Genomic DNA, 16,862 nt, shown 5'->3' with positions numbered 1-16,862 from the left:
TATAAACGTTTCATTCGCCGTCCCCAAAGGCTTCTCCCATGGAGCCCAACGCGTCCCAGACGCGATGCTCCCTTTCTTGAACCGCCATGGCCTCCTGCCGGATGCGGAAAAGCCGGAATGGAACTACGAGATCAAAGGCCACGGAAACACCGCCGAGAGGCCGGAAGGGCGCAACGACTTTTGGCTGGTCGATCGGGGTCGGACGAATGAAGCTGCAGCGGCAGCAGTACCGCCAAGGGGGCCCGCCTCGCCAGCGACCGCCAGACTGTCAGACACCTATCGCGGTGTTCCGTTGGTCGATCTGACCACCTCCTCCGATGCTCGGATGGGAGCGCTTCCGTCAGCTTCGTCCAACTTCCCCCCGGGGGCGGTGCTCGGCCCCGAGCTGCTGGATGACGCCCATATCAGCAGGGATTACCAGTTGCTGGAGCAGAACCTGCAGGCGGCCCACCCAGCTCTCGCCGCCCGAACGCGACTGGTTGATCCCTTGGTCTCCCAGCAACTGCGCCGTCCCGACCGGGACCCACAACTTACATTGCGGTCCATCTATCATCACAGCGACGTCGCAGCCGACTTCGTGTTCCTGCCCGTGAACAGTGGCAATCCCTTGGCTACAGTGGAGAATGAAGGACCCCCTGAGCATTGGTCGCTGCTTCTCGTTGATCGCCGCGACCCGGAAAGAGCGGTCGCCTATCACTACGACTCGATCCCTCAGCGCGATGGACGGGGGTACAATGACGCACCTGCACGAGAGCTCGCAGCAAGACTGGACGCGACCACCTTGGTGACACCCGCCATGGCCCGGCAGAACAACGGTGTTGATTGCGGCGTCTTCGTGGTGGACGGTACGCGCGCGCTGGTTCAGAGATTGGCGAACCAAGAGTGGCCGGAACGGCAGCGGCCGCTGCATCTTGACAACCTCATCGCCGATCGGCAGGCGCTGCAAAACCGACTGAGGCAGGGCCGCTTGCCGCACGAGCTTGCCGCAGTCCGCGCGGAGGCTCTTGGAGTAGTCGGGTCGCAGGTGCAACACGCCGTGTTGCAAGAGCAGCAAGCCCGACAAGTCGCGTCAGCGCCGTTTGACCAGCACTTGAGCAAGTCGCGCGGGGCCAAGAACGAGATGACGAGTACACTTGACAGGAGCAACCGCGTGAACAGCGGGGGCGTCATCATCAACAATGAACATTACACAGCGCTTTTGAGACCAGGGGAGAGGCAGAAGACCGATAATCGGCAAAGCCTCGCCATCGGGCAGCTGGGCGAAGGAACCGCAACGTCCATCAGCCAAGCCCCCGATCAAGCCCGAGCTGCCCTGATGGCTTCCTCCAGAAGCAGAGAGCGCTCCGACGCGGGACGTTGAGCTCCATGGGTGGGTCAAGCAGAACAGCTCTTTCGACGACAGAGGCGCTGACGCAATCTCCAGACCGGAGCTCTTGCCGAATTTTTTCAGGCTGGCACTGTTGGAAGGCGATGTAGGCTTGGAACCCGCCAACGGCAGTCAGGAACTTGCGCATGTTCGCTAGACTAGCCTGCTTCGAGATGCTGGTCAGCGAGTTCGTCACGGGCAAGTAGACGTTATGATGCCAGAGATGCCATTTGATCCTGCGCAAGGTTTCAAGCAGGTCCTGTCCGGCCTGCTCGTCGTGGTCTTCGAGCCCTTGCACGAACTGGCGAAGGATCGTGATGCGCATGCTGATAAGGAATCAATCGAGGGCATGCTCGCTCGCCGGTGCAATCATTTCCGTGAGCGAGCAGACTTCTTCCCACCGTCGGTGATGAAGGTATGATGAAGGTAAGCCTGGACGCCTGCTTGTTGGATGGTCGAGAATGCGCCGTTGCAGCTCGCGATCATCGCCGTGGACGAAACCGATGTAGCGCGAAGCGCCGTCTTCAGGTAGCGAGCGGCCGGCGATCAGCTTGATTTTTCTTCCGATCACCACGGTGGCGGATGTACTCGGGAAACTCCAGAATAGCTCCCGGTCAAGCGGCCGAGGTGCCTCCGTAGCTGACATCCACGTCAGCGTTGAAGAAGTACCCTGCACCGCGGGATGTTTTGACCAGGCGAGGATTGGCCGCGTCAACCTCCAGCTTTCGGCGCAGGCGCATGATCATGACATCCACACTTCGATCAAAGACCTCTTCTCCACGCACACGGCTCGCGAGCAAAAGCCGTTCTCTGGATAACACGTTGCGTGGGTTCTCCAGGAACGCCATCAAGAGATTGAACTCGCATGCGGTAAGCTTGACCTCGCCACGCACCTCACAGATCAGTCGCCGCTGCTTGACGCTGAGCTTCCAGGCCCCAAAGCGAAATGAGCGCTGATCTCTGGTTCGCGGAATGCGCTCGCGTAACGCTACGCGAATGCGGGCCAAGAATTCGCGCATTCCGAAAGGCTTGGCAATGAAATCGGTTGCGCCGAGCTCCAGTGCAACCACTTTTTCCGCCTCATCTAGCCGGTCGCCGCTAATCACTATGATCGGAACGTCCGACTTTGTCGCCAGATTGCGGACGATCGCAAGTCCATCCTCCCGGCCTAGGTTAAGGTCAACAATCACGAGATCGACTGGCTCATGTGCAAGAACATAGTCAAACTGCTTGCTATCGGGCACCACGGTTACTTTCAAGGCATGCATCGTGAGGTACTCGGCGATGAGGCGCCGCATTGCGGCATCGTCATCGATGACAAGAACATGTTTCAACGGCTCACCTTCAATCTCGAATCACTGGTCTAAGCTGTTTGCCGAGCAATTCTAGGGCACCGACATACAACAGCTGCCCCTTGGTCCCACCCGCGGCTGCAGGCGGCCAGCAACGAGGGCCTCGGTCGTCCAAAATCGGTAACAAAGCTGGTCTTGTCGATCGCGAATTGGCGACATGCATCCAGCCGTGAGGCCAGACAGGTTCAAGCGCCGTGATTCCCCGTTTTGTCAGTTTGGATACGGGCCTGCTCACACTATTCGGGTTCGACGGTGCCGACTCGCCTCCAATGTGGTTGCATGATCGTCACGTTATGTGGCGCTTGCGGCCCTAATCGACATCGTCCGACTCGTGTGAGTCCGACGTGGTTGAGCAGCGCCGCGTTCTCCCTGAAAGGTCGTCGGCGTAAGGACCAACGTGATTCGCTATAGCGGTTTTGTGCCAAATAGCATGTCGCCTGCCAAGCCGGGTTCTTCCGAGATGGCCGGCGGCATCGCATCTTTTTTTGGCAGAGAACGATCACCGTCCGACCTAACATTTCTCATCTTACGCGAGACCTCCACATTGAGCCTGTCACGTTACGGGCAGCACCTCGAACTCGATAGCGCCAAAATCGAATCTCGTGATTGAGGCTGGCGATAGCCCGTCGGATTCCGTCAAAGGCCTGCGGTTTTCTGCCGATGGGATCTTGTATGATCACCTCATTTCAGAGCACCGCCGAACAGCTGAACGAGGTTCCCCAGCGTCACTCTGTGACCTTGGGCATGGACGGCCTTTATGCCCACCTCGGCTGCGATTGTTCCGGCTCCTTCCAGAAGTTCCGCATGCTCATCATACTGCTGCCAACTCAGCCCAGCGCCTTCGCCCTGAACAAATGTCTTTTGTTTCAATTGATACCAAAAGGCTTAACTTGAACATCACACAGTAACAAACCTCCCCGATAAGAGCGTGCCGGAAGGGCAAGAAGCTGTCCGGCGGCTTGGAAAGGTAGGTGAGAGGAAATGTTTATTGCAGTTTGGCCGCTGGCTATTGCCCTGTTGACGTCCATGTCACTTCCGGCCGAGCCCGCGCCACTTTCGCCCCGTGAGTTCCATCGCCTTTCGCGCGAATGCGCTCCCTGGGTTGCGCCGTCCACCCTTGCCGCGATTGCCAAGATTGAAAGTGGCTTTGAAACGCTGGTGGCTCATGACAACACCACAGGCGAGCAGCTTCGCTGGATAAATCACCTGGAAGCCACGCGGGGCATCAAGGACCGCCTCGAAGCACAACATTCTGTCGATGTTGGATTGATGCAGATAAACAGCAAGAACTTTCCCATGCTCAGTCTCACGCCGGAAAAGGCTTTCGAGCCCTGCGCCTCCCTTTCGGCTGCCGGCCACTTGCTTGAAAGCCGGTATGCCGGCGGCACGACTGCTCCGGCGCAGCAACTGGCGCTTCGCCGTGCCATCTCGGCCTATAACACCGGCGACGTCACGCGTGGCTTCGCCAACGGTTATGTACGCAAGGTAGAGTCGGCCGCAAAGGACATCTCAAGTCACTTTGAGCGAATGCTGGAGCCGACCGCCCGAGATGCGTCACATCTTGAGGCACCAGGTCGCAAAGCCGTGCCGTCTCTGCTCCAACAGAGCCAACAGGCCAATACAAAGCAGCCCAACCAAAAGTCCTGGGACATCTGGGGCTCCTATCAGCCAAACCGCTCCGGGGTCGAACCCTCCGGTCCGACCGGCAGGCAGGCTGCGGAAGAACTGGAAACCTCGAGCCCGAACAAGCTCGTATTCGATTGAATCGTGGAGTTACAATGATGAAGCCTCTCAGAATACTCCGTGCGCTTAAAGCGCGTGTTCCTTCTCCTTTTTCCATGCTGCGCATGACGGCTGAATATGTACCGGCCGCTGCTGCATGCGTGGCGTGGACGGTCTTCTCCAGCGGGCCAGCCGCGGCCCAGGTGACCGGAGGGACGGATCCTGCCAAGATGATCCAGAATATCTGCACCTTCATCCTTGGCCCCTTCGGACAATCACTGGCCGTGCTCGGGCTGGTGGCTATCGGTATCTCCTGGATGTTCGGTCGTGCTTCACTTGGCCTGGTTGCGGGTGTCGTTGGAGGGATCGTCATCATGTTTGGCGCCAGTTTCCTGGGCAAGGCGCTCATAGGCGGTGGCTGATGAGCGACGATTAGAAGTGAGCACCCTCTATGTGGCGGCGACACGCCCCGCACTGTTTCTAGGGGTGCCGCTCACGCTGGCCGGATTGCTGATGATGTTGGCGGGGCTCGTCATCATTATCCTCAAGAACCCACTTTATGAAGTCGTGCTTGTGCCACTCTGGTTCGGAGCACGGCTGATTGTTGAGCGTGACTATAACGCCGCAAGCGTCGCGTTCCTCTATTTGCAGACGGCCGGCAGAAGCGTGGACGGGCAGGTGTGGGGCGGCGCGAGCGTAAGCGCCAATCCGATCAGAGTGCCGAAACGCGGAAGAGGAATGGTGTAATGTTTGGCGCCAGTGGCCGGACCGAAAGATCTGGCGAGATCTATCTTCCATATGTCGGTCATCTAAGTGACCAGGTTGTCCTTCTGGAAGACGGGTCGATCATGGCCATGGCACACGTGAACGGGCTGCCCTTTGATTTGGAAGACGCTGAGATGCGCAACTCGCGCTGCCGCGCGTTCAACACTCTCTTGCGCAACATCGCCGATGACAATGTCACGCTATACGCTCATCTTGTGCGAAACAAGGATGTGCCGGAGCCGGGATCGCGCCAGTTTCAAAGTGCATTCGCTGGCAGTCTAAGCGAGGCCTACGAGAGCCGTGTGCTGTCGGGCAAGCTCTTTCGCAACGATCACTTCCTCACTGTCGTCGTGTTCCCCCGCACCGCAATCGGCAAGATCGGCTGGCGCATTGCCAAATCCGCCAGGCGCAATGACAACGATCTGGCCACACAAATGCGAAGCCTGGAGGACCTCTGGCAGATCATTGCTGGGTCACTCGGCGGTTACGGTCTGCGCCGGTTGGGTATTCGTGAGAAAGGCGACGTGCTCTTCACCGAAATCGGTGAGGCACTTCGGCTGATAATGACTTGCCGGTTTCTTCCGGTTCCGATGGTTACCGGCTCACTTGGCGCCTCGATCTACACTGACCAGGTCATCTGCGGGAAGCGGGCGCTTGAGATTCGAAGTCCCGGCGGTAGCTCGGTGGGGTCATTGTTTTCGTTCCGTGAATATCCGGCGAAGACACGGCCAGGCATGCTAAATCCGTTGCTGTCCGCCAATTTCCCGCTTGTCCTCAGCCAGAGCTTTTCCTTCCTCACTCGGCCACAAGCTCATGCGAAGCTTAGCCTTAAGTCCAGCCAGATGACGAGCGCCGGCGACAAGGCTCTCACCCAGATCAATGAACTGGCCGAAGCAGAGGACGCACTGGCAAGTAACGAGTTCGTCATGGGTTCACATCATTTGAGTCTGTGCGTCTATGCCGACAGCCTCAACAGCCTTGCAGATCGGGCAGCAAATGCCCGCGCAAGGCTGGCCGACGCGGGCGCCGTTATCGTCCAAGAGGGTATCGGCATGGAGGCCGCGTACTGGTCCCAACTTCCGGGGAACAACAAGTGGCGCACGCGCCCCGGCGCGATCACCTCGCACAATTTTGCCGGGCTTGTCTCTTTTGAGAACTTCCCAAGTGGTTCCATTTCCGGCCACTGGGGCAAAGCTGTTGCGCGCTTTCGCACCAACGGTGGAACTTCTTTCGACTACATCCCCCATGAGAATGACGTCGGCATGACGGCGATATTCGGGCCTGTCGGCAAAGGCAAGACGACGCTGATGACCTTTATCCTCGCGATGCTTGAGCAAAGCATGCTCGATCGCGATGGTGCCATCGTCTTTTTCGATAAGGACCGGGGTGGTGAACTGCTGGTGCGAGCCACCGGAGGGACATATCTAGCGTTGCGCAGAGGCGCTCCGAGCGGCTTGGCCCCTCTGCGTGGACTGGACAATACCTCCGCCTCGTTGGACTTTCTGCGCGAATGGCTGGTGGCTCTAATCGAGAGTGACGGCCGTGGCCCGATCTCGCCGGAGGAAAGCCGTCGACTGGAACGTGGCATTGTTCGTCAACTTTCGTTCGAACCCGTCATGCGCTCAATTGCGGGCCTGCGCGAATTCCTACTGCACGGCGCCTCCGAGGGCGCAGGAGCGCGGCTGCAGCGGTGGTGTAGAGGGAATGCGCTTGGATGGGCCTTTGACGGCGATGTCGACGAAGTAAGGCTGGATGCCTCCATTACGGGCTTCGACATGACACAGCTCCTGGAATTTGAGGAGGTCTGTGCGCCGGCCGCCGCATATCTTCTGCACCGCGTGGGCGCTGTTGTCGATGGCCGCCGGTTCGTCATGAGCTGCGACGAATTTCGCTTCTATCTGCTTAACCCCCAATTCTCGGCTGTTATCGACAAGTTCTTGCTCACAGTCCGCAAGAACAACGGGATGTTGATACTCGCAACGCAGCAGCCTGAACACGTGCTTGAATCGCCCCTCGGAGCCAGTCTCGTTGCACAATGCATGACGAAGATTTTCTACCCATCACCGACGGCGGATCGGGCTGCGTATGTCGATGGCTTGAAGTGCACCACGCAGGAGTTCGAGGCAATCCGCCAGGGAATGGCAATTGGCAGCCGCAAGTTTTTGCTCAAGCGCGACAGCGGGAGTGTCGTTTGCGAATTCGATCTTGGCCAGATGCGCGAATATGTAGCTGTGCTCTCGGGGCGGGCCAACACCGTGCGCTTTGCCGACCAGCTTCGTGACCAGCACGGAGATGCCCCAAGTGCGTGGCTCGACAAGTTCATGGCTCGTTATCACGAAGTTCAAGACTGACGGAGGAATATTCATGAGATTTGCCAAGCTTGCAGCAACGACGATTGCTGCTTCCTTTCTGCTGAGCACGCAGGCCCGGTCGCAATTCATTGTCAGCGACCCGGCAACAGAATTACAATCGGCCTTAACAGCGGGTTCCACTGCGGCGATCCTTATAAAGTCAGCCCAGACGCTCGCTACCACGATCGAAATGGTTGAGTTGCTGAAGTCGTCATTTGGCGTCACGGGACTGCTGGGTGCACTGAACCAAGGAAATCACTATCCGTCGAGCAACAAACTGGAGGGGCAGATGTTTGATGCTCGGGCGCCAGTTTCTACCATGGCGCGTAACATTGCGCAGGACCCAACTAGGATAGTCACCGGCACCGATGCGGAAGGGAAACTGTTAAAGGGGCAAATCACTGGTGCCGCCAATGCCGCAGCTCTTGCAGCCGACACTCTGGAAGTAATGGACAAGCGCCTTAAGAACAACGCCGACACGCTTGATCAGCTTTCCCGCTCTCGAAATATTGTGCAGGCCACAGTGACCAACGGTCTGGTCCTCAAGCAGATTCACGATGCGATCATCCAAAATGTCCAGGCCACGAGTCTGCTGACGATGGCCACTGCACAAGGGAGCCTTCACGCCGTGGAGGAGGCCGCAACGCAGCGTCGCGAACGCCAGGACACCGCCAAGATGTTCAACATCCTCCCGTGAACGACGCAGAGTTCATCCGGCTCAGTTGCGCTGATCAGGGACAAATCAGGCTCAGGCCATGAATTTCAAGATTCCAGCGCCATTCACGGCCATACACACGATCTTTCATCTGGCCTTTACGTCAGGGCTGCACAACGTGCTTAAAAAAATCCAAGAGGCGATCAGCGCGCCTCTGGTCGCGTGTGTGACGCTTTGGATAATAATCCAAGGCTGTCTGGTCATGCGGGGTCAAGTCGATGCGCGTGGAGGTATCACGCGCGTAATCATGGTGTCGATTGTCGTCAGCCTTATCTTAGGACAGGCCAACTACCAGATATACATTGAAACGGTCTTCGACGAAACGATTCCGAGATTTGCTCACGGCATCAGTGGCAGCAACTTGCCTTTCATCGATATTCCTCAGAAGCTCGACTGGATGTTTGCGTCAACTCAGTATGCCTTCCAGATGATTGCTTCCGAAATTGGGCCAATGAACAGCCAGGACATAATTGCTTTTGAGGGAGCGCAATGGATTTTCTACGGCTCGCTGTGGACAGCATTCGAAATCTATGATGCCGTTGGAATTTTGACGAAGGTGCTGTTGGCGATCGGCCCTCTGGTTCTTGTCGGCTACCTTTTTGATCACACTCGAGACATGGCCACCAGATGGATCGGCCAACTGCTCTCGTACGGGCTGCTGCTTCTCCTTCTCAACATCGTTGCGACTATAGTTATCGCGGCCGAAGCAGCCTCGCTGGTAGCCATGCTTTTGATGATCAGACTCTCGGGCACGACAGCAGCCAAGATCATCGGACTTTACGAACTCGACATGCTTTTCTTGGCTGGCGACGCTCTGATCATCGCACTTCCGACGATCGCCAGTAGCATCGCCGGCGGCTCTTGGGCAGGGGCGAACCGATCCTTAAACAACCTCAATCGCCACTTTGCCAAAACGGCGGGTCGTTAATCACTCAACAAGCGCGGTGCGAAAAACATGAAACGCTTTCTACTTTTGTCAATCCTCGCTTTGGCGGCCTGCAAGACAACCGATCGGCTTGCGACTTGCACGGGTACGCCATTCCAACTGAACGCGGGACAATGGGAAACCACCCCTGAGGATCTTCAGGTCGAGTGCGCGGAAGAGCCCAAGTGAAATTTCCTGAACATGCCCTTCTGGTGGAGAGAGAAACGCTAGCCGCTCACTACAAGAAGGTGGAAGCGTTTCAAACTACACGAGCGAAGTCTGCGCGGCGCCTGTCAAAGGCCCTTATAGCCTTTGCGGCGGTGGCGGTGCTAGGAAACGTTGCCCAAGCATTTACCATCGCTGCCATGGTCCCGTTGGCCAAGCTCGTACCTGTGTTCCTCTGGGTACGGCCGGACGGGACCATTGACAGCGAAGTGTCAATTTCTCAACTGCCCGCAACCCAAGACCGAGCCGTCATAAATGCTTCGCTGTGGGAATATGTACGCCTGCGCGAGGGCTACACGGCAGATACGGCCCAATACGCCTATGACCTCGTATCCAGTTTCAGCGCACCGGCCGTGCAACAGCAATATCAAGAGTTCTTCAACTATCCGAATCCCACTTCGCCGCAAGTCACGGTCGGCAAGCGCGGCAAGCTCGAGGTCGGGCATATTTCTTCAAACGACATCAGTCCCGACGTTCAGCAGATCCGATACAAACGTATGCTTGTTATCGATGGGCAGTCGCCGATAGTGACCACCTGGACAGCTACCATCCGCTACGAGCGCCTGACGGGTCTGCCGGGGCAATCCAGGCTCACCAATCCGGGAGGTCTACTGGTCACGTCCTATCAGGCCTCGGAAGATACCGTATCCAACCTGGGCAATGCGCAGCCATGACAAAAAGAGCGTTTCTCGCGCTGGCTTGTTCACTCTTCCTGACGATGCAGGCGTTTGCGGAAGACACACCACTTGCCGGCAAGCATGATGCTCGGATGCGCTACCTTGCTTACCGGCCTGACGAAGTGGTGCACCTATCGACCGCCGTGGGGGCAACGCTGGTTGTCACATTCGCGGCCAACGAGACCGTCGCAGCCGTGGCCGTGTCCAATAGCAAAGACCTGGCTGCGCTCCCACGTGCCAACTACCTCTTTTTTAAGGCCAGCCGGATCCTCGCGCCGCAGCCGGTCATTGTGCTGGCCGAGAGTGAGTCGGGTACACGGAGATACGTCTTCAGTATTTCAACCAGAGCGATGCCAAAACTCGACGAGAAGCAACCTGACCTATACTACAGTGTGCAGTTCACCTATCCTGATGATGAGGCTGCTGCTCAGAGAAAGGAAGCAGAAAGGCGCGCGAGTCTTGGTCAGGCCCGCGCGAAAGTGCTGCAGCAACAGAGAGTTCAGGATTTGTTCAATCGGCCTGCGGCAACGGCCAGTCCGGACGAAAGCAATTTCCACTACGTCGCAAAGGGCGATCGATCGCTGGCGCCGCTAGAAGTTTTCGATAACGGCTTTACGACCGTATTTGGCTTCGCAAGAAATTCCCGCATACCCTCTCTCTACGTAATCAATCCCGACGGCAAGGAAGCAGCTGCCAATTACACGGTCAAAGGGGATTATGTTGAAGTATCCGCAGTCGCCCGGGAATGGCGTCTGAGAGATGGAAATACGGTCTTGTCCATTTTCAACAGGGCTTATGATTCTTTGGGACGAGCGCCAGTGACCGGTACAGTGACACCCGACGTGTGGCGCGTTTTGAAAGCCTCGGGCCGATGAATGAAACCGGCCCACAGGCGGGACATGATGTCCATGCATCCGGATCGATGGTCTCGGAGCCGACCCGCCGGCATGTTTCGGGATCGCAAAAGTTGGCCGTCGCTGCTCTTGTTCTCGTCTCATCTCTATCGCTCATCTGGCTCGGAGGTCGTTCCAGCACACAAGACGAGCCATCTCAGCCAAAACCGCCAATTGTCGCCAACGCCGAGCCATTCCGCCCCGCGCCAATTGAGATTGCTCCCGAACCTCAAGCACCCGAACAGGCGGTGCAGGCGGCAGATCCTGCACCATCCACGTCGCCCCCAACGGCGCCAACTGATGCGCCGCCGGAGGAAACACCAATTTTCGCATACACTAGCAGCAGTCAAATGCCCAGTGACGGTCAGCGGAGCGAAGACAACCATAAGGATGCTCCCACGACACAGGATGAGATTTCAATCGATGGCGAGCTGTCAGGCCGATTGAAGCCCGATATACAGGAGCCGAGCCGGGCCACACTTTTGCCGCACCCTGATCTCGTGATCACTCAAGGAACGATCATTTCCTGCATTTTGCAGACGGCGGTCGATACAAATTTGCCCGGCTATGTGAAGTGCGTCTTACCTAAGGACGTCCGCGGCACAACCAACAATGTCGTGCTCTTGGACCGCGGGACGACCGTGATTGGCGAAATCCAGCGCGGTCTCCAGCAGGGGGATGCGCGTGTCTTCGTGCTGTGGACGCGCATCGAAACACCCGACCATGCCCTCGTTTCGATAGCATCGCCCGGCGCTGACGAGCTCGGCCGCTCCGGAATGCCTGGCACGGTGGACAGTCACTTCCGGGAACGCTTTGGCGGCGCGATTCTCATGAGCGTCATCCAAGGCGCGTTTCAGGCGGCCGGTCAATACGCGGCCAGCTCTGGCGGAGGAAGCGGCATCAACAGCTTCCAGAGCAATGGTGGACAAGCGGTCGAGGCGACACTGAGAGGGACGGTCAACATTCCGCCAACGCTGAAGAAAAACCAGGGAGATGCAGTATCCATCTTTGTGGCTCGCGACCTCGATTTCTCAGATGTATACGATCTTAGAGCCACTGCCGCGGCGCCAAGCCGCCAACATCGCGAACGCAGGAGAGACAACAATGCGATCGGAGGCTGACCCTCAGTTGCGTTTGCTTCTTGAGCCCGTTCTAAAATGGCTTGAGGAGCCAAGAACCGAAGAGGTCGCTATCAACCGGCCTGGGGAAGCCTTTGTCCGACAGGCCGGCGTTTTCACGAAACATCCGCTACCGCTATCTTATGACGATCTGGAAGACATCGCGATACTCGCTGGAGCGTTGCGCAAGCAAGATGTCGGACCCCAAAGCCCCCTATGTGCGACTGAGTTGCCGAACGGAGAGCGGCTGCAGATCTGTTTGCCGCCCGCAGTACCCTCAGGAACAATAAGCCTGACGATACGGCGTCCCTCAAGTCGTGTGACCGAACTCAAGGAAGTTTCTTCTCGCTACGAATACTCGCGTTGGAATCAATGGCGGTCAAGAAAAGAGCGCCAGGAGCGGCAGGACGAAACGATTCTTCAGCACTACGACCATGGTGACTTGGAGGAATTTCTGCGGGCCTGCGTTTGCGGGCGACTTACCATGCTGCTTTGCGGACCTACTGGAAGCGGCAAAACGACAATGAGCAAGACTCTGATCGACGCTATACCCCCGCAAGAGAGGTTGATCAGTATCGAGGATACGCTCGAACTTGCAATCCCACACGAGAACCATGTCCGGTTACTCTATCCGAAGGACCGAGCAGGCGTTGGTACGGTGACAGCCGAGCAGCTATTGCAAGCCAGCTTGCGCATGCGCCCTGATCGAATATTGCTTGGCGAAATGCGCGATGATGCTGCTTGGGCCTACCTTAGCGAAGTCGTCTCCGGCCATGCGGGATCGATATCAACGATTCATGGGGCTGATCCGGTCCAAGGTTTTAAAAAGCTCTTTTCACTCGTCAAGAGCAGCGCGCAAGGAGCCGCTGTGGAAGACCGCACGCTTCTGGACATGCTATCGGCTGCTATTGACGTCATTGTACCGTTCCGTACCCAAGGCGACGTGTATGAGGTGGGAGAGGTATGGCTCGCCGCCGATGCCCGTCGACGGGGAGAGACAGTAGCCGACCTTCTCAACAAGCACTAAGGCTGGAATAACGTAGATCCATAAGTCGGCGACGAGACGCGTCATTTGTTCTGCATCGATATCTCTTTTGACGGGGCTTGTCAGATTGCTTGGGTAGCCTGAACAAGTCGGCGGCATCATGCCATCATCATGGTACGAACCGCATGCTCCATTGTCCGGGACGAGACAGGCTCCGATAACCAAAAGACGAAGGCCTGATTATCAAATGTGACCGGCATGGGGTCGATCTCACCGACGACTATGACAGGCACCGCCATGAGGGTGGGGCATATGGGTTCGGCCTGTACTCGCTCGAGGAAAGGCGCTTTACCCAAGATCAGCAGGTCGGCTGCCTTCCCACTCTCGATCCAGCCGCAAAGGCTTTTGAAGGTCGCGAAGCCGACCGGCTTATAACCCAGCGCGGCGATTTTCTTCGTGTAGGTCTCCAACTCTGCTGGGTCGCGCTCCACGACTGCAATGATTTCTCCGCTGCCAAGTGATCCGTCGTATGGGCCGACCGCGATGTCAGCGCTGACTGGCTCCTCCTCGGAGGCCGGTAAGTAGATATCGAAGCGGGTACCTCGGCCAACAGCCGAGGTGACGTCGAGGCATCCTGCGAGCGCGCTCACGTGCCTGTCAACCGCAGCAAGACCCAGCCCGGTCCCGCCGACGCGAGAGCGGGTGGTAAAAAAGGGCTCAAAGACACGCGGAAGTATCGAAGTTGCAATTCCTGGACCATCGTCGCTGATGGAGAGGAGAACGTAATCTCCACGTCTCAAGGTGCCCTGAGCCAGCGGCTTTGTTTGGCACACCTGGGCGCGAGAAACGCTAATCTCGACACGGCCCTGGTTCAAGACAGCCTCCGACGCGTTCTTGCACAAATTCATAAGGATCTGCTGTATCTCGGTTGGGCTCCCCTCGACCACCGTTTGCCACTCGTCGATCTTGAAGTTCAACTGAATACCCGCACCAACTGTAACCCGCAGCAATGGCGCAAGACCCATAACAATCTCGGAGACGCTGATAGGCGCTGCCACGCGCTTTTGATTTCGGCTGAGTGACAAGATCTGGTCAACGATCAGCTTGGCTCGGTGTCCAGCTAAGATGATTTGGTCGATGTGGTTCCGAATTCTAGAGGGACGACGTACAAGACCTCGGGCAACCTCTGAATATCCGATTATTGCGCCTAAAATATTGTTGAACTCATGTGTGGCACCGCTTGCGATCGTGCCGACGGTCCTTAGCCTTTCCAAATGCTCACATCGACTCACCAGAAGGTCGCGTTCGGCATTTACACGTTGCATCTCAAGATGGTGGCTCAAACGCACAATAGCACTGCCAAGAACCCGGAGGTCGTCAGCTGAGGGGAGTGAGCGAGCTCGTTCAAAAACAAGGATGCAAACCGCAGCCTGCTGAGCGGAGGCCCTGCAAGCAACAATTTGACAAACACCGGAAGTGCCTATGGCGGTCCGAACCACTTCGGCCGCAGGAACTACGCGAAACACTGGCCGTCCGGCGCAGACAAGTGAAACGACTTCATCAATAAGGGCGAGGTTCCAGACGGGTATGCACGTGTTTGCCACAAAGCACTCAGTATGCATGCTGAGGCTCGGATCAACCAGAGCAAGCGCGCATTGATCCGCATCGAAAACGCGTTGAACGAATCTGAGCGCTGCTTCGGTGGAAAAGCGCGCCCCGTCGTTCGTTGCTCTACTGTCGTCGAAGCGAGCTTCGATCTCGCTCATCGCCTCTTCAAGCTCCAACCGCCTTTTCAGTCGGTTCGTCCGCAGACGCCGTCTGGAGGATCGAATGATCGCAGACAAGCAGATGCATATGGACAGCAAGCCAAAGAAAAGTCGCGCACGCTGCGCTTGCGCGCTGGCCAGGCTGTAGCCTTTCAGATGCTCTCGCTCCAGCTCGGCAGCCTTGGAGGACGTGTCGAGGAATGCGATCTGATTGGCAGCTTGGTCCAACCTCCATAAGGAAGACACCGCAGCGCCGGCCTTGCCCACAACATCCGCGGCAGCCCGGGCCTGCCTGGCTAATCGCTCGAGAGGATGATCCATATGTGATGCGAGGTTGAGCCACAGCACTAGCTTGGAAAGTTCAAGCCTGCCCTCTCCAGGGAGAAAAATCGAGCGAGCAAGGTCTGCGACAGAGCTTTTCATGAGCTGATTTTGCTTGACCCAGGCTGAGATGGCCGCCTCAGTGTTTTTGATCGAGTTTTTAAGCTGCGCGAGCAGTGCGGATTCCCTGGAGCTCTCATCTGGCGAAATCTCCAAATGGTGTTGCAAGTTTTCGACGTCGCTTTGCAGCGCCTGTCCCGTAGACGCAACCGAACGGAAGTCCAATGCCATATCGGTTCGCGCGCGAGCGACGTCCCGCTGGAGCAATGCATCGTTGATCTGAATAGTACGCAGCTGGCTTAGGACCGCGTCGTTGATCTCGGGAGCCTGCCACTGGGTTCCGACCAAGAGCGCAACCGAGGCGGCTAGGCCAATTAGAATTGCCTTATCGGAACTGAGCCATGTTTTCCAAGGAAACGGCGTTTGATCCGTCGTGCACGCCTGGCGGCGGTCCGACGAGAATTCCGGCGCCACCCGGGTTCGGTATGCGGCCGGATGCTGCTGGAACAGGAAAGCCACACCTACCTCTCTCCTTGGACGGCTTAAACACCGTTGCCGAATTTGGTCATGGTCCGCTTCCAGGACCAGAATGAGCGCCCAACGGGCGCCTTACGATCTTGGAAGCAGATGAATCTCCGCGCAGGCGGCGCTTCGCTCCCTCACGGCGGCAGGGGCCTCAGGGGAGGCCCAGGATGAAGCGCCGATTGGGCGAACGGATAGGGCGCGCGTTCCGGGGATAGAGCGAGGTAAAGCGCTTGATGTCCGCTGGGTCGACCTCAACCGGTTCCGTCGCCACCATCCAGTCGACGTTTTCGGTGCATGGCGGCGTCGTTAAAGATCCTTCATATGTCCAGTAGCCAAGCGAAGCCGGCAGAAGCCCGTTCGGGTCGACCTCGTCGACGGCTGCCTCTTCGCCTGATGTTGCGGGAAATGCTGCAGCAAGCCTGGCAAAGCTGGCATTTGTGGCGCCTGGCACTAGAAAAACGCCCAGCACACCCAGAGTGTCGCTGTCGGTGTCCTTATGGACAAAATGCGCTTCCATCGGGAAGCTCTTGCCCGCGACGTGGTGCTCGCTTGGCGCATGGAAATGGAACTGGAGCAGCTCATACACACGATCCCCTCGAGTGAGCGTGCTGCCTTGCGGCAGGTTGATCTGAATGGTGTGGCCGTTGTTCACCATCCTGCCGCCGCCGCTGTGCCAACCTATGGCGATGCGCGGAATATCCGCTTTCACCGCGCCCTTGATATCGACCGGCGATTGCTGTGTGCCCGCCGAGCAGACGAAATTTGTCTTATCCAGATCGCCCCAGTGTTCGGGCCCGGCCGGGCCGGCATATCCCCAATGGGTGCTCGCCGCCCCCGCGGCATCAGCGCAAATGGGACACGCGCCGATTGCAACGAACCCTTTGATCAGACTACGACGATGCATATTGCTTTCGCTCCTGGACGTGAACTGAGTTTATCATTTGCGGTTGGCATGGCGGGAACTGCGCTCGCAACCACCATGGTGTGGCAACATGATCGCAACTACCCCGAACAACTCGGCATACGACCAGCGCGTCACGCAGCGCTTCATGTCGGCGCATAGACGACATCCTCGTCGGGACCGCCGCTGAGCTTG

The 16,862-nt window shown here is 57.5% G+C and carries 16 protein-coding genes and 1 pseudogene; 13 read left to right on the top strand and 4 right to left on the bottom strand.

The genetic code is table 11. The annotated features are described in order from the left end of the window. The coding region (locus CK215_RS25245) for a Ulp1 family isopeptidase (RefSeq protein WP_245418796.1) at positions 1–1,360 on the top strand (1,360 nt) is incomplete at its 5' end. A 106-nt stretch (positions 1,361–1,466) separates the two neighbouring features. Here the strand turns inward: CK215_RS25245 and CK215_RS31975 are convergent. Then, positions 1,467–1,953: pseudogene (locus tag CK215_RS31975) on the bottom strand (ISKra4 family transposase); the annotation flags it as partial. Positions 1,954–1,980: 27 nt separating this feature from the next. After that, the gene (locus CK215_RS25235) at positions 1,981–2,700 is read right to left on the bottom strand and encodes a response regulator (RefSeq protein WP_095802551.1); all 720 of its coding nucleotides are present in this window, start codon (positions 2,698–2,700) and stop codon (positions 1,981–1,983) included. A gap of 690 nt (positions 2,701–3,390) precedes the next feature. On the opposite strand from CK215_RS25235, the gene CK215_RS25230 reads away from it, so the two are divergent. The 12 genes from CK215_RS25230 to virB11 all read left to right on the top strand — a co-directional run bounded on the left by CK215_RS25230 (position 3,391) and on the right by virB11 (position 13,136). Continuing rightward, positions 3,391–3,612 carry a hypothetical protein gene (locus tag CK215_RS25230; protein WP_095779908.1) on the top strand — a complete coding sequence of 74 codons (222 nt, stop codon included), beginning with the start codon at positions 3,391–3,393 and terminating at the stop codon, positions 3,610–3,612. A gap of 87 nt (positions 3,613–3,699) precedes the next feature. After that, positions 3,700–4,482: a type IV secretion system lytic transglycosylase VirB1 gene (locus CK215_RS25225; protein WP_095779907.1), complete on the top strand. Its 783-nt coding sequence runs from the start codon at positions 3,700–3,702 to the stop codon at positions 4,480–4,482. A gap of 74 nt (positions 4,483–4,556) precedes the next feature. Then, positions 4,557–4,862: a pilin major subunit VirB2 gene (gene virB2, locus CK215_RS25220; protein ID WP_245322506.1), complete on the top strand. Its 306-nt coding sequence runs from the start codon at positions 4,557–4,559 to the stop codon at positions 4,860–4,862. Continuing rightward, positions 4,855–5,187, top strand: coding sequence for a type IV secretion system protein VirB3 (locus CK215_RS25215; protein ID WP_095779905.1), 333 nt, complete (start codon positions 4,855–4,857; stop codon positions 5,185–5,187). Before virB2 ends, CK215_RS25215 begins: the two co-directional genes overlap by 8 nt. Continuing rightward, positions 5,187–7,556 carry a VirB4 family type IV secretion/conjugal transfer ATPase gene (locus CK215_RS25210; RefSeq protein ID WP_095779904.1) on the top strand — a complete coding sequence of 790 codons (2,370 nt, stop codon included), beginning with the start codon at positions 5,187–5,189 and terminating at the stop codon, positions 7,554–7,556. Before CK215_RS25215 ends, CK215_RS25210 begins: the two co-directional genes overlap by 1 nt. Before the next feature lie 13 nt (positions 7,557–7,569). After that, positions 7,570–8,253 (top strand): type IV secretion system protein VirB5, encoded by a 684-nt coding sequence (locus CK215_RS25205; RefSeq protein WP_095779903.1) that lies wholly within the window; start codon positions 7,570–7,572, stop codon positions 8,251–8,253. 58 nt (positions 8,254–8,311) lie between these two features. Beyond that, a complete protein-coding gene (locus CK215_RS25200; protein WP_095779902.1) occupies positions 8,312–9,199 on the top strand; it encodes a type IV secretion system protein in 888 nt (295 codons plus the stop codon). A 27-nt stretch (positions 9,200–9,226) separates the two neighbouring features. After that, positions 9,227–9,385, top strand: a complete 159-nt coding sequence (locus tag CK215_RS25195; protein ID WP_095779901.1) for a type IV secretion system lipoprotein VirB7 — start codon at positions 9,227–9,229, stop codon at positions 9,383–9,385. Beyond that, entirely contained in the window at positions 9,382–10,095 is a 714-nt protein-coding gene (locus CK215_RS25190) for a type IV secretion system protein VirB8 (protein WP_095779900.1), read from the top strand. The genes CK215_RS25195 and CK215_RS25190 overlap by 4 nt, the downstream gene beginning before the upstream one ends. Continuing rightward, positions 10,092–10,973: a TrbG/VirB9 family P-type conjugative transfer protein gene (locus CK215_RS25185; protein ID WP_095832514.1), complete on the top strand. Its 882-nt coding sequence runs from the start codon at positions 10,092–10,094 to the stop codon at positions 10,971–10,973. The genes CK215_RS25190 and CK215_RS25185 overlap by 4 nt, the downstream gene beginning before the upstream one ends. Next, a complete protein-coding gene (virB10, locus tag CK215_RS25180; RefSeq protein ID WP_095832513.1) occupies positions 10,970–12,112 on the top strand; it encodes a type IV secretion system protein VirB10 in 1,143 nt (380 codons plus the stop codon). The genes CK215_RS25185 and virB10 overlap by 4 nt, the downstream gene beginning before the upstream one ends. Further along, complete coding sequence (virB11, locus tag CK215_RS25175) at positions 12,096–13,136, top strand: P-type DNA transfer ATPase VirB11 (RefSeq protein WP_095779897.1); 1,041 nt, start codon at positions 12,096–12,098, stop codon at positions 13,134–13,136. The genes virB10 and virB11 overlap by 17 nt, the downstream gene beginning before the upstream one ends. A 116-nt stretch (positions 13,137–13,252) precedes the next feature. On the opposite strand, the gene CK215_RS25170 is transcribed toward virB11, so the two are convergent. Together CK215_RS25170 and CK215_RS25165 are read right to left on the bottom strand one after the other, a co-directional pair. Next, positions 13,253–15,760, bottom strand: a complete 2,508-nt coding sequence (locus tag CK215_RS25170) for an ATP-binding protein (RefSeq protein ID WP_095832512.1) — start codon at positions 15,758–15,760, stop codon at positions 13,253–13,255. A 157-nt stretch (positions 15,761–15,917) separates the two neighbouring features. Next, on the bottom strand, positions 15,918–16,670 hold the full coding sequence (locus tag CK215_RS25165; protein WP_095832511.1) for a carbonic anhydrase: 753 nt from the start codon (positions 16,668–16,670) through the stop codon (positions 15,918–15,920). Positions 16,671–16,862 lie beyond the last annotated feature (192 nt).

Origin of the sequence: Mesorhizobium sp. WSM3864 (assembly GCF_002294955.1) — a bacterium.
Lineage (GTDB): Bacteria > Pseudomonadota > Alphaproteobacteria > Rhizobiales > Rhizobiaceae > Mesorhizobium.
Note: the sequence above shows the minus strand (reverse complement) of the source record. Positions and strands in the feature narration are given on the sequence as shown.

Bases quoted from the DNA above. Each gene is read 5' to 3' on its own strand.
- CK215_RS25230 (WP_095779908.1), top strand. From the start codon at position 3,391: ATGATCACCTCATTTCAGAGCACCGCCGAACAGCTGAACGAGGTTCCC.
- CK215_RS25225 (WP_095779907.1), top strand. From the start codon at position 3,700: ATGTTTATTGCAGTTTGGCCGCTGGCTATTGCCCTGTTGACGTCCATG.
- virB2 (WP_245322506.1), top strand. From the start codon at position 4,557: ATGCTGCGCATGACGGCTGAATATGTACCGGCCGCTGCTGCATGCGTG.
- CK215_RS25210 (WP_095779904.1), top strand. From the start codon at position 5,187: ATGTTTGGCGCCAGTGGCCGGACCGAAAGATCTGGCGAGATCTATCTT.
- CK215_RS25205 (WP_095779903.1), top strand. From the start codon at position 7,570: ATGAGATTTGCCAAGCTTGCAGCAACGACGATTGCTGCTTCCTTTCTG.
- CK215_RS25200 (WP_095779902.1), top strand. From the start codon at position 8,312: ATGAATTTCAAGATTCCAGCGCCATTCACGGCCATACACACGATCTTT.
- CK215_RS25195 (WP_095779901.1), top strand. From the start codon at position 9,227: ATGAAACGCTTTCTACTTTTGTCAATCCTCGCTTTGGCGGCCTGCAAG.
- CK215_RS25185 (WP_095832514.1), top strand. From the start codon at position 10,092: ATGACAAAAAGAGCGTTTCTCGCGCTGGCTTGTTCACTCTTCCTGACG.
- virB10 (WP_095832513.1), top strand. From the start codon at position 10,970: ATGAATGAAACCGGCCCACAGGCGGGACATGATGTCCATGCATCCGGA.
- virB11 (WP_095779897.1), top strand. From the start codon at position 12,096: ATGCGATCGGAGGCTGACCCTCAGTTGCGTTTGCTTCTTGAGCCCGTT.
- CK215_RS25165 (WP_095832511.1), bottom strand. From the start codon at position 16,670: ATGCATCGTCGTAGTCTGATCAAAGGGTTCGTTGCAATCGGCGCGTGT.